We start from the raw sequence: 13,291 nt of genomic DNA on the forward strand, positions 1-13,291 counted from the left end.
TAGAGACCTCATTCCTGCGTGAATCCATGTCGAATTGCATAGCGAATAAGCTCGGCGTTGTTCTGAAGCCCCAGCTTTTGCATCAGCCGCATCTTGTGGGTGCTGATCGTCTTAGCGCTTAGCGATAGTGACTCGGCGATCTCGTTGACGGTTTGCCCTGTAGCAAGCCGCTGCAGCACTTGGAATTCCCGATCAGACAGCACTTCATGTGCTGGCGCGTCAGTGCCCCTCTGGTGAAACACCATGGCATCGACCAACGCCGGATCGATGAACTTGCCCCCTGCGGCAAGCTTTCGTATTGCCCCAAGGAGGATCTCCGGGTCACTATCCTTTGTCACATATCCAGATGCCCCGGCACGTAAGGCCCTTGAAGCGACCTGTGCTTCGTTATGCATGCTGAGAACCAGGATGACGAGACTCGGCCATTCGAGACGAACCCTCCGAATCAAGTCGATGCCACTGATACCGGGCATAGTCATGTCCAAGAGGAGAAGGTTGAACTCTCCGGTGCGCAATTGCTCCAACGCAGCGGCGCCATCCGCGGCCTCGCCTGAGACGACGATATCTGTCGTGGTCGCCACAATTTGCTTTAGACCACTGCGGACGATCGCGTGGTCTTCAGCAATAAGAACTCGAATCATGCTTGACAGGGATTGGTGGCTATAAATTGACGCGCCCGCAACAGCACTGCGATCGTGTCGATACTTGGTCTTTCAAAACCCTATTATCAACACCGACATCCGTTGCTGGGGGAGGAAGGAACATGGTACGCCATATCCCTGGTGTTCGGATATGGGATACATCGATAGATCGACAGAGGCCATCCCCTTGCCACGCCGGATGTGAACTCTAGCGGCGCGTATTCGTGCCTTGCGTTAGGGCGCCGTCTTGTAGAAAGCGCCGATGGAAGGTTTGATCACCAGTAGGTGCGCGCAAGTCTAACGGCAGCTTCGCTGTACTCCCGGGGCGAAAGGAGCTTCCCGTCTACATGACCGGCGCGGCTCCTTCCGCAGGGACGTCGTCTTTGAATGCACAGTAAGTGACTTAAAAATTTGGTTATGTGTCGCAAGCGGGGAAACTGAATGTGAATAAACGGCGCGCGCATGGAGCACTTTGGCGGTCGTGCACCGCCGGTATGACGATCGATAACCAATGCGTTGCCAGGCTCTTCCTACTTTTAGCGAGCGGCAGACCGCGCGAGTTAAGCAATAGCCATGCCGACAATGAGTTCTCGCCCCTTGAATGCGTCACTCCGGCTCTCACTGGAGACGCGCTGTCGTGCTCAAAGTTCTTTTAATCACGCTCCACGGTTTTACATGGGTGACCCAGCTTTGTGAGCGGCGTGCCGAAGATCGCCGGCAGTGCTATAGGCGCGCTCAAGCAGGGACAGAGCACTGATAGGTGAGCGCTGAAAAATTCTCAGATACCCGCTGCAGAATGCTCGAGAAGCAGCGGACTTTTTCGTACCGCCGAGACGGCACGATTCGTCGGATGCGGTGATGGCATATAAGCGCCGCACCGCTGGTGATGCAGTTCCGGCGCGGCCCGCGTGGCCCTTGCCCTCTGGCGGACTGCCGCCGCAGCGCGCTGTGGTGCCCATTAGCAGCCCGCCCACCTCCGGAAGCACCAGCTCGCGCTATCCGTGGCTAAGGGATGAATTGCACCGCATGATGGAAGACTGTGTCAGAAGTGCGCGAAGCATGATTTTCGATCTGGACTACTTGAGCCCGGCAATCATACGTGCCCTGAGTGTTTTGCTGGATGACGCTGTGCTATGTTCAACGAGATCGCTCCAGCGCCCCGCTTGCTGAGCACGCTGTCGGACCTGAAGGAGTGGTGCCTGATCGCTGTGGGCTATGCGCCGCAGGGCATCGCCAGCCACGTTGCGCGCTTCCTCAAGGCATGTGCGGGCTCAATCAGCATGGGGGCAGTGTGCCGGCGACATCTGCCTTATCATGGGGCCTTCGCACCCATCACCACAACCATGCATCTGCCAACCGAAGACTTCCAGGGTCACCCGCTGGTGTGGATTGGCCACGCCGACTCCTATCTGCTGCTGGCACCTCAACATGGTGGGCGCCTGGTCCGCTGGGTACACCGAGGGCAAGATATCCTTTACTGGCCCGACGCCGCTGACTGGAGCTGCCCCGCCAAGGTCCGCGGCGGCAATCCACTGCTGTTTCCGTTTGCCGGCCGGCATTTTGTCAAGGGCAACCCGGGGCAGTGGCGTGATTCGCAAGGGAAAGTGCATTCGCTCGCGCTGCACGGTTTTGCGCGCGACCTTCCGTTTGAGGTTAGCGCCATCAACGGTCGCGCGTCCATCAGAATGACGCTGCGCGACAGTGGGGCAACGCGCGCAGGTTATCCATTCGCCTTCGTTTTTGAAGCCATCTACGCGTTGCTGCCCGATGGCCTGGAAGTCACGCTGCGCACCATCAATACCGGCACGCAGTGCCTGCCCTGCTATCCCGGTCACCACTTCTATTTCGCCTTGCCCCACTCACAGCGCGCCGCAGCATCGCTCGCACTGCCGCGCACCGAGCGCTTGCGCCAGCGGTCGGATGGCAGCCCGATGTGCGCGGAGCCGGGCGAGCCAACATACCGGCTCGACGACCCACGGTTGCAGGACGCCCTCCACGCCTTCCGCGCTAACCCGTCTGCCACGCTGGCCATACCTGGGCGCAAAATCCGCTTCGAACTGAACCAGCCCGGCAGCGCGCCATGGCATGCCGTGACCACATGGTCCGAGACTGAGACCGCCGACTTCTATTGCGTGGAGCCGTGGGTGGGCCTGCCCGATGCGATCCACCACGGCCTCGGCCTGCGCTGGATCGAGCCCGGCCAGAAGGAAAGCGCGGTGTGCCGGTTGCGCGTCACGTCAGATCTCCTCGCGTTGGCCAAAGTTCGCTCAGACGATGAAGTGGCACCGACGTGATAAACGTACTTCAAGTCGCCTTGCCGGAAATTGCTCCTTGTGCGTTCGTGTTCAATCATTCTGTTGCTTTCCTAGCGCATCAGTCTGTCGCTAGGTTGAAAACTCCGACACCGCTCCTTTCGATCATGGGAATCGTGCCGTTGACTTTCAACGTCGTCCATCACCCCCGGATTTCGCGCGGTGGTCTGATACTACTTAAGCTTAAGACTCCAAGTTAGTAACCACATGGGGACACAACTAAGTGCCCATGGTCCAGCCGGAAGTCTCGGGGACACGGCGAATCTGCCCAGTGCAGGGCTGCTTACCGCAATAGGCGGTTTTTTCATGGGCCTATGCTTGGAAGAACCCGGGGTGAATGGCGTTCGCATTGACCTGTAAGTAGGTTCACGATGTGCTGCGAATACGGTCGGCTCGTCGTTTCCGGATCCCAGGACCTCGTTCGCGAGGCGGCGATCCTTCCTTATCGCTCTTTGCGGGCTTGGCCCGTCAGTGATTCTATTACCTTCGGCCGTGCTGTACCGCCGCAACGGCGAGCGCATAATTTCAGCTTGGGGGCGCTGGCGGAGCGGCCCGTCCGAGACGCGCTTGAAGGCGGCCGCTTGCATGCGCCGTGAAGATTCAACACATTGTATCCGTGGTTCATCCACTGAGTCTGGAAAACGCGGCACCACACGTTGCTGGAAGGCTGGATCGAGTCGGCCAGCCACGATGGCGGGCGCTTTGTGATCCGCGTCATCGACGGAGTCCACAGGATGTCGCAGCGAGAATGGTTGTGGCTCGGCAGCGAGTGGCCGACGGGCTTTGGCCTGTCGTTCACGGCAAGCCATCCGCCGGTGCGTTGTGCACAGGGATTCCGGTTTGCGACAGGGCGACCGCGCTGATGCATGCCATGACCGATTGCCTGCCGGTGGGTTATTGCCTGGCCAGTCAATTTTCCGATAAAGACGGTGCGCCATGTCTGCCGCCACGTACTGCTACGCTTGGCCGCGGCGCGGGCGTTGAGGAAGCGACATCACTGAATGCGTGGCGGCAGTTGGTCAAGGCATGCCGGTCATCGCATCTTGATGGCGATAGTGTCGGCCACTGCGGCACGACAGCACAATGAACGCAGCGCGATGCAGATGTGATGGAACCCCGTGTTTAACCTGGCGTCGCGACAGCATCCTGCCCTATGTGTCCTAGATGAGCCACACCCTGCACGGGGTCAGCGCACTCAATGGGCTTTGGGCATGCCAGCTTACGCTCATGCGGCGGACTGGGATCACCACGGCCGGCACCGGCCCGCCTTGATCGGGAGCGACTCGCGGCGTTAGTGGGCATTCCAATGGTCAACGCTCGAAGAAGCGAGGGCTGGCCTGCGGCCCGCCCTCTTCGGCGCCGTAGCCAGAGTCTGTCCCCTCTGGCTGGCTGCAGACTTATTTGCGCTGCGCTGGCTGCAGCACTGTCCGATCCACGCGGAGCCCAGCGTGCGGAGTGTCGCTGCGGCCGGGCATTTCCGATGACGTTGTCGGGTCCTGACGGCCGGCTGGCAGCTGCGGCTTGCGATCGGCTGCGCTTTTTGCCCCCGAGTTGTGCCACCGCCCTCGCATGGTGCCGGCGGACATAGTGCGATGAATCCGTTAGTGGTGTGGCTCGATGCCCTCACGTACCTCTCGTATTCGGAGGCGGTCGCAGGCCGACGCTATTGGACCCCACGCCTGGCTTTGAGCGCTGGCGGAGCGCCGCGTCCGCGATACGCTTGCGGACGGCGGCTTGCATGCGCCGACGCTAGCGAGTTCGCGACCGGCCCGCTCTGTGGCCGTTGGGGTACCAGGCGCCGTCACGCTGCCTGCGTCGTTGAGCCGGTTATTGGAGCCAATGCCCGGCCTGCGGTTATCGCGCTAGACGGCGACAATTATCTTGGCCGGTTTGATGACGATTATCTTTGCCGGTGGGGCAGTGGCGGAGGCGGCGTAGCCGCCGGAGACACTGCCCCACCGGCGGCGCCGGGCGGAGGGGGTTTTAGGATGGCTGATTGCCTTCAAGAAGAAGCGAACAGCCATGTCCGGGATCCACATTACGGACCAGCAGGTCCGCCTCTTCATGAACAAGCGCAAACATCACACCCAGGAAGTTGCAGCGGCAATGGCCGGCATGAGCGTCCGCACAGCGCGGCGAATCGAGCACCGCGACCATCTGCCGTCGCAGAAGACGCCACGCACGTGGCGCACTCGTTCCGATCCGTTTGCTGATGGGGACAGCGAGATCGTGCCGCTGCTGCGCCTCTCGCCCCGGCTCAAGGCAGTCACGTTGCTGGCCAAGCTGCAGGAGGCTCATCCCGATCGGTTCCCCGACAGCATGCGACGCATGCTGGAACGGCGCGTTAGCCAGTGGCGCGCGATCGAGGGCCCCAGCAAGGAGATCTTCTTCCCGCAGGAACACCTGCCCGGCGTGCAGGGCCTGTCGGACTTCACCGACATGCGCGATCTGCACGTGACCGTCGCCGGCGCGCCGTTCGGGCACAGGCTGTATCACTTCGTGCTTGCGTTCTCGCACTGGGAATACGCTGGCGTCGTCGAAGGCGGCGAGAGCTTCGAAGCCTTGTCTAACGGCTTGCAGAATGCGCTCTGGCAGGCCGGCGGCTGCCCGCGCGAACATCGCACTGACAGCCTGTCGGCTGCGTTCAAGAACCTGCAGCAACAAGAGGACTTCACGGCCCGCTACGCCGCGCTGCTCGAGCATTACGGCATGACGGGCACACGCAACAACGTCGGCGTGGCTCACGAGAACGGCAGCGTTGAGTCGTCTCATCGCCATCTGAAGGAAGCCGTCGACCAGGCTCTCATGCTGCGCGGCCATCGCGACTTCGCAGATCGCACCGCTTACGAGGACTTCGTGCGCGAGGTCGTGATGCGGCGCAACCGCCGCAACGCCGCCGCGTTCAACGTCGAGCGTGAACATTTGCAGGATCTGCCGCTGCGGCGCACTACCGACTTCGTCGAGGAGGAGGCACGCGTGACGCGCTGCGGCACCTTCACGGTGCGCGGCATCCTCTACAGCGCGCCGTCGCGCCTGATCGGCCACAGGCTGAAGGTGCGGATCTACCCCGATCGGATCGACTGCTATCTGTCGGGGGCCTTGGTGCACAGCACCGCGCGTGGGTCTCATGCCGCTAACAGCCGTCGTCGCGCGCTTGACTACCGGCACTTCGTGGACGAGCTCAAGCGCAAGCCCCAGGCGTTCAAGGGGTTGGCGTTCCGCGACGACCTGTTCCCACGCGAAGCGTACCGCCGGGCCTGGGAACAGCTCGAAGCCCGGATGACGCAGCGCGATGCCTGCAAGACCATGGTCGGTTTGCTCGATCTCGCCGCGAACCACGGCGTCGAGGTCGTCCTTGCCGCCCGGCTCGAGGCCTTGCTGACTGCGGGCGAATTACCGGACCTCGAACAACTGCGCAGCGAGTTCGCACCGCGGCAAGCGCAGTGTCCGGAGGTAGTCGTCGAGACGCCAGCGGCGTCGCTCTATGACACGTTGCTCGACGCGGAGGTGACAGCATGAACATGCCTGCAACCTACGATGCCGCGCGCCTGGGCCTGATGCTCAACGAACTGCGGTTGCCGACGATCGGCCGACTATGGCCCGAGTTTGCACAGCGCTCTGACAAAGAGGGCTGGCAGGCCGCGCGGTTGCTTGGCGCACTGCTCGAGCACGAACTCGCCGAGCGGGTCAAACGGCGCATCGAACGACATCGCATCGAATCGCACCTTGATCCGACCAAGACGCTCGACAGCTTCGACTTCGGCATGGTGCCGATGGTCTCGAAGGCCCACGTGATGGCGCTCGCGACCGGCGACTCATGGCTAGAGAAAGGCGCCACGATCCTGCTGTTCGGGCCGCCGGGCGGCGGCAAGACGCATCTCGGCTCCGGCATCGGTCACGCCCTGATTGATGCCGGCTACCGCGTGCTGTTCACGCGCACCAGCGAGATCGTGCAGAAGCTGCAGGTGGCCCGCCAAAGCCTGCAGTTGCCGTCGATGCTCGGCAAGCTGGACCGCTTCGACCTGATCATCCTCGATGACCTGTCGTACGTGCGCAAGGACCAGGCGGAGACGAGCGTGCTGTTCGAGCTGATCGCAGAGAGATACGAGCGGCGAAGTCTTCTGATCACGGCCAATCAGCCGTTCTCGGGCTGGAACGATGTGTTCCCCGATCCGTCGATGACGGTGGCCGCCATCGACCGCCTGGTCCATCACTCGACGATCTTCGAGCTGAACGTCGAAAGCTACCGGCGCCGCAACGCCAGCGACAACAAGCGTGCGCGGCGGCGTCAATTACCCGAAACCGAACCGGAAGGAGCGACAACAATGACGACCTGACGAGCGACAATTACCCCAGCCGACAGGCCAAGATAATTGTCGTTTGACCGGCCAAAGTAGTTGACGCTCTACATCGCGCCATGCGGCACCGTCAACGCCGCGTGGCATTGTCTCGCAATGGCACGCTCAAGGCTGGACGGGCGCTGCCGCCCTCGCCCCGCCCGGCGCCCTCCACAGGCGGTGACTGCTCGGCGGGCTAGAGCGCGGCACCAGGTTCTGGGTTTACCGAGAAGCTGTCGGCGCCTTTGTCGCGCGTTTGCACGACGGACGAATTCAGGCAGTTGGCGAAACGTCCCGAGCCGCTATCTAGGATTACGGTCCGCGTGCTTCGCTCTCCCCCCGGTTTGCAGTCGTCTGCACGAACGCCGTCGCCGCGAGCGGCGACAACACAGATATGGGAACGAGACCGCCGGGCGCCGTTTCCGCATACCGAATCAGCGCCTCGACGTCGCCGTGACTTGCCAGATGCTGGACCGCTGCACTGCGGCGCGCCGTTTCAGGCAACGGCATGCGGAGCGGCTGACCGGCCAATCGATGGCTAACGCCAGCTCGCGATCACGCGCCACCGCCACTTGGCAACCCGAGCGAGGGAAGCCGTCGTATTGGCCGTCGCTGCCGACCACGACGGTGGGGCGCTCGCCCGCCACGTGCGCCGCCATCTGGCTCCCGACGGCGCGAGGTGGGTGGCCCGGTTCCGGTTCATCGACGCGTGCGATCCGTTGGCGATCAGCGCGTGGATCGGCAGCAGTCGCCGCGCGCGGTAGGCATTCATCGAGCTGCTGTGGGGACGTGCGGCCGAACCGGGCATTGAACAACGGCGTTGGCCCGATCGCTCGCCGCCGGCCGGGACCGTGGGACAGCTTACTGAACCCGTGCAAGCCGATTGTCGGCTGTGCGGCGCGGACCATGCCGATCCCGCGACGCGACACTGGCTTGCCTGCCATGCGGCGCCCAACACATCGTGGCGTGACAGCGGCTGGCTGGCGCGCCTCATGCCCAGCGGCTGGCTCGACTTCGCGGCGGCGATGCCGGCGAATGGACGGCGGCCCCGCATGCTGACAAAGCAATGCGGCAGGCGCGGCTTGCACACCTATATGTTGTAACCCTCCCCTATCCCACTTGGCAGGAAATCCCCCGAATCAGTGCGTTGCGCGACACTCTACCTGAGCGCGTCTGTGCCCTTCCGCACCGAAAGTTGTAATCGCTGCCGCCGTTTCACCTAATGTTGTGTCTTGTTGGAGCGGGATGGGAGGGCCGTAGGGTGCGCGCCAGAATACATCTACGGGCCCGAAGTACTGCGGCAGAGTCGGAAGTGGAGATCAATCTGGCCACGTGGCCCACGGTCGATGAGCAAGCCCTGCCAGAGCCTCAGCGCGTGACCTTTCTTGCCCGCGTCAGCGCGGTTCGGCTCTATTTGAATGGTGCCGATGGCAAGCATATTCGCGAGAAGGCGGGCATCAGCCGTGGCCAGGTGTACCGCCTGCTGACCGAACGTTGCCTGGCGCCGCATCCGGACGGTCGTATCTATGGCTGGCCGCGAGCGAATCGCCCCGAGCAGCTATCATGGGATTATGGTTCGCCCTTCTCCGCTATCGCCCGGTCCGCGCGAATGCATCATGGCCGTCCGCAGCTACAACTTCAGGTGCAAGCGGAGACAACTTCAGGTGTGTGAGCGGCGTGCGCTGTGAAAGTGACGTAAGAACCGGTGGATGGCCTTACCTGATAACCCACATTATCAGGCTTGAATTTTTACGGGATTTACCGGGTTTCTGAGGCGGCACTTGGGAAAACCGGGGATGGCGGAGGTGCCGGAACCGGCGCCACAAGGCCCGCAGAGCCACAAGGCCCGCAGACACGCGGCGCTGACACCGCTTGAGATCCGCCACGTGTGCGGCGATTCTCACAGTGTAGCCGAAAATGGCGTCGCTGCCCCGCCTGCGACGCCACCTGAATACCCCTTCCCGACTGTCATTCATCCTCGCGCGCGCCGCGCGGAAAGCGTCATCCCGCCATTATTATCAGGTAAGATAGGCTTGCTGCCGTTCTCTTCCCTGCCATGGCCCAACATAACCTCGTCGCTGCCGACACCCCGCGTTATACCCGCGCCGACTTCACGGCGCTGCGCTTCCGGCTCAACCGCATCCCGACCGAACAGATCCTGGCGCGCGTCTATGACGAAGAGGCGCTGCACGCCGCCGGCATCGACACCGCGGCGCAACTCGAAGCCCGGCTCGATGCCATGCGCGATCACCTGGTCGAGCGCGTCTGCCTGAGCAACCCGTACCTGTCGGCGAGCCTGGCGGACGCGCGCCGCTTCAACAGCTGGCCGAAATCGGCCATCGACTATCTGGTGCGTGCCGCCGATCAGGACTTTTCCGCGCCGCAGCCCGACGACCCGGTGTCGGCCTGGCTGCGTCCGATCGTGTTCCGGGCGCTGCGGCACGAGCACATCCAGACGCTCGGGCAACTGCACGCCTACATCGCGCTGCGGGGCCGGCGCTGGTACCTGCCGGTGCCGCGGCTCGGGGCCGGCAAGGCGCGCGCGATCGAGCGCTGGCTGCAGTCCCAGGCGGCGACGCTGGGGCCGCTCGCGGTCGTCGACGACACGCCGCAGGCAGCGTTGGTCGAGCTGGGCCCGGATCTCGCGCGCAAGCTGGTGCCGCTGGAGCAGATGGGACGGGTCGTGGCGATGTTCGACGGCAGCGAGGGCCGCAACCGGGCGCCAGGTTCCTGCCTGATTGCCGCGCGAAACGACCTCGAGGCCATCCAGGCCTACCTGTATCGCTTCCGCGACCGCAACAAGACCGCGCGCGCCTACCAGAAGGAGCTGGAGCGCTTCCTGCTCTGGTGCGTGGGCGTGCGCCGCATCGCGCTGTCGAGCGTGGGCGTCGACGATTGCGAGCGCTACAAGGATTTCCTGGCGCAGCCGGATCCGTCCTGGGTCGGCCCCAAGGCGCCCCGCAGCTCGGCCCGCTGGCGCCCCTTCGCCGGCGCCCTCAAGCCGGAATCCCAGCGCTACGCGGTACTGGTGCTGCGTGGCTTCTTTGCCTGGCTCGTGGGGGTGCGCTACCTGGGCGGCAACCCTTGGCTGCTGGTCCCGGATCCGTTGACGGCGCGCCGGGAGGTGCCGATCGCGGTCGAGAAGGCCTTGCCGGGGCAGCTATGGACGGCACTGGTGCAGCCTGGTGGCATCCTCGACCAGCTCTGTGCGAAATGGCCCGCAGTACCGGTGACCGCGCCGCTGACCGCAAAGGATGCCGACGCGCCCGGTGCCCAGTACCGCCTGGCGCGCGCGGCCGTGCTACTGCTCGGTTGCAGTGGCGCACGCCGCGAAGAGGCGGCCGGCGCGCAGCGCTGCCACCTCCAGCCGGTGCCGGAGCAAGCCGGCATCCCCGCTGGCCTGTGGGAACTGGCGCTGCTCGGCAAACGCAGCAAATGGCGCACCGTGTTCCTGCCGGCGCGCGCCATCGACGCGTTGCGCGCGCACTGGGCCGACCGCGGCCACGATTTCGAGAACGCCGATCAGGCGTTGGCGTTGCTCTCCCCGGTGGTGGTGCCGTCGACACGTACTGCCCAGGCGAAGCATCTCAGCTTGACGGACGGCGAATCGGTCCTCACTGGCAAGGGCTTCTCACCGGATGGCCTGTACCAGCTATTGACGGCGACGCTGCAGCGCATCGCCGACGACGCCTCGCTCCCCATGACCGAGCCAGAGCGGGACCTGTTGCGCCGGGCTGCGCCTCACGCGCTGCGGCATACGTTTGCTACTCATGCGGTGGCCAACGAGATGCCTGCGGACGTCCTCCAACGGCTATTAGGGCACGCCTCACTGCAAACGACCTCTTTGTATGTCCGAGCGGAACGCGCGCGCGGCCTCGCTGCGGTGTCGAAGCTCTTCCCCAGTTAGTGCGCTGCCCCGGGAACGGATGCCCCCCGACTTGGCGCGGACGCCGCAGCTTGTGTGCACCAGCCGTCTTGCACGGCGACCGCTGTTGGCTGCTGCGTATCCCCTCATTCGTCTGGGTGGTCACGGCGGGCCGTGGCGACTTCTGGGATAGCGGCGCCAAGGTCAGCATTCCACATCGGCGAGCCGGCCATTTGATCCCATGCCCACGGAAGCATCACCACGTCAAGGCTAACGATTGGCGCGAGCAACGTCATTGCGACCTCAGATTCCAATTGGCTGGTAGGCACGTCGCGCGGGTAAGCCGATCCGGGGCGCGGCTGTCCCGAGTTGGGACAGCCGCCGGGGAGAGTCGCCGCTCTCCGAGTCCGAGCAACGCAAGCACATCATAGCGACTTGAGAAGGTTGCGTCCTTGATAGGCGCCGCTTACCGAGCGGCCTGCGCCGGCACCATATCGCCATTGTCCCAACTTGGGACAGCCTCTCCAAGGGTACGGCGGCGGAACGCCCCGTTTTTTTGACGCCGCTGAACAAATGCCCCAAGTCGGGACAGTCTTGGTTGCCGCGCGACATAGGTCTGCCGCCAGCGTCGGTGTAATGTGCGAAGCCGACCTGTAGGTGGGCAGGGCCATGTCGTCCCGGGGGACGGCCGCGACGCTCGCCCGAAAGAGCGCTGGTCGCGGCTGCGGCAGTAGCCATCCCGGTGTCCCAAGTCGGGACAGATTCTTGCGCGTTCCCCCGCGTGTCACCTTGCCGCCGGCCAGGTCATTGCCGACGGGACAGAGTCTGGATGGATCGCACGGCGCCCAGCCCAGCTTCGGCGCGAGGCGCCGCGCCTGACCGTGGCTCCTTCTGGCAGCCGCCATAGCGACGACTTTGTTGACTCGGGAAAGCCCGTGCACGGATACAGTGATGGAACAAATCGCTTCGATGATCTCCCCTCAAAAAGTATCCCGAGTTGGGACAGTCTCAGCGGCGGCACGACATAGGGTCGCCGGCAGCGTCGCTGCGACGTGCGATTCTGACCTGCAGGTTGCAGCGGCCATTGTGCTCCTTGGGACCGCAGCCAGACTCGTCCGAAACAGTGGTGGCCTCCAGCTGCGGCATCTCCGCGTCCCCAGTCGGGACAGTTTCGCCAACGTTTCACCGTGTCCCACGTTGCCGCCTGCCGGCTTACCTCTCGAGGCCAAGTCCACTACTCCTCGCCATCATTACCGACGCGCGCGTGAGCGCGAGTTTCCTGGCCGCTACCATCCCCACTTGGGACAAGTGCCGGCGGTATGACCGTGAACGTTCAATGCGAGCGCATCACTGCAAAACGGTAGGGATCGCGCTTTGGGTTGGCATCGCTGGCAGAGCCCCTAAGACGTGGTGTCCCTAGTTGGGACAACCTCGGCTGCGTTGGAATGCGCAAGAAACTGTCCCGACTTGGGACACCGGGAAGGCTACAGCCGCGGGTGCGACCGCCGGCTTTCGGGCCAGCCTTGCTACCCGGAGGGGCGGGGCCATTTCCCGGACGCCCGCGGCTGGCCGCTCGCCGCCGCGTTGGCCATGGGGCCGAGTTGGCCGGATCGCCCAGAGTTTCGCCACTTCGGCGAACCACAGCGTTGTCCCACATCGCGCCTGACGGCATGAGGCCTTTCGGCCGCGGCCGGTTTGACTGACCGGCTTCGCTCGTCGCGTAGCGACGCTCGCTCAAATGCCTCAGCGCTTACCGGGGGTGTCCCAACTCAGAACAGTCTCTGCGTCCGACCCTCCGCCCACCGCACTATTGTCGCGGCGAACAAGGCGCCAATGCCCCGCCGCCGAGGCTCCTGTGCGACTGTCCCAACTTCGGACAGCCGTCGCGATGCAGCGGTCGCACAGCTCCTCGCACATTCATCCAGTCCTCTGCACTGCAGATTGCAGGTACGCTTCCCGCGTAGCATCCCTCCTGCAATGCGCCGGACCGAGCAGAAACTCCCATGGGCCTGTCAGTCCCAAATCGGGCCATCTGTCCAATCGCTGGGAGCCGCCGTTACAGAGCGAGTGAAGGCGACCCTGCCCGATACGGTAGCACCGCGTAGCAGCCGATTAGCCGATCGCGGCCAAAAAAAA

The 13,291-nt window shown here is 63.7% G+C and carries 6 protein-coding genes; 5 read left to right on the forward strand and 1 reads right to left on the reverse strand.

The features are described from left to right. Positions 1-8: 8 nt before the first annotated feature. Positions 9-641 carry a response regulator gene (locus MKD38_RS29525; protein ID WP_012354626.1) on the reverse strand — a complete coding sequence of 211 codons (633 nt, stop codon included), beginning with the start codon at positions 639-641 and terminating at the stop codon, positions 9-11. Between the two features lie 1,343 nt (positions 642-1,984). On the opposite strand from MKD38_RS29525, the gene MKD38_RS29530 reads away from it, so the two are divergent. From MKD38_RS29530 to MKD38_RS29550, 5 genes are all read left to right on the forward strand, one after another. Continuing rightward, positions 1,985-2,935, forward strand: coding sequence for an aldose epimerase family protein (locus MKD38_RS29530; RefSeq protein WP_012354627.1), 951 nt, complete (start codon positions 1,985-1,987; stop codon positions 2,933-2,935). A gap of 2,040 nt (positions 2,936-4,975) precedes the next feature. Continuing rightward, positions 4,976-6,472: an IS21 family transposase gene (gene istA, locus MKD38_RS29535; RefSeq protein WP_012354628.1), complete on the forward strand. Its 1,497-nt coding sequence runs from the start codon at positions 4,976-4,978 to the stop codon at positions 6,470-6,472. Beyond that, positions 6,469-7,290, forward strand: coding sequence for an IS21-like element helper ATPase IstB (istB, locus tag MKD38_RS29540; RefSeq protein ID WP_012354629.1), 822 nt, complete (start codon positions 6,469-6,471; stop codon positions 7,288-7,290). The genes istA and istB overlap by 4 nt, the downstream gene beginning before the upstream one ends. 1,312 nt (positions 7,291-8,602) lie before the next feature. Continuing rightward, positions 8,603-8,962, forward strand: a complete 360-nt coding sequence (locus MKD38_RS29545; RefSeq protein WP_012354631.1) for a hypothetical protein — start codon at positions 8,603-8,605, stop codon at positions 8,960-8,962. A gap of 384 nt (positions 8,963-9,346) precedes the next feature. Further along, a complete protein-coding gene (locus MKD38_RS29550) occupies positions 9,347-11,197 on the forward strand; it encodes a site-specific integrase (RefSeq protein ID WP_012354632.1) in 1,851 nt (616 codons plus the stop codon). Positions 11,198-13,291: the final 2,094 nt, after the last annotated feature.

The sequence above is a fragment of the Cupriavidus sp. WGlv3 genome (genome assembly GCF_023952475.1).
GTDB lineage: Bacteria > Pseudomonadota > Gammaproteobacteria > Burkholderiales > Burkholderiaceae > Cupriavidus > Cupriavidus phytorum.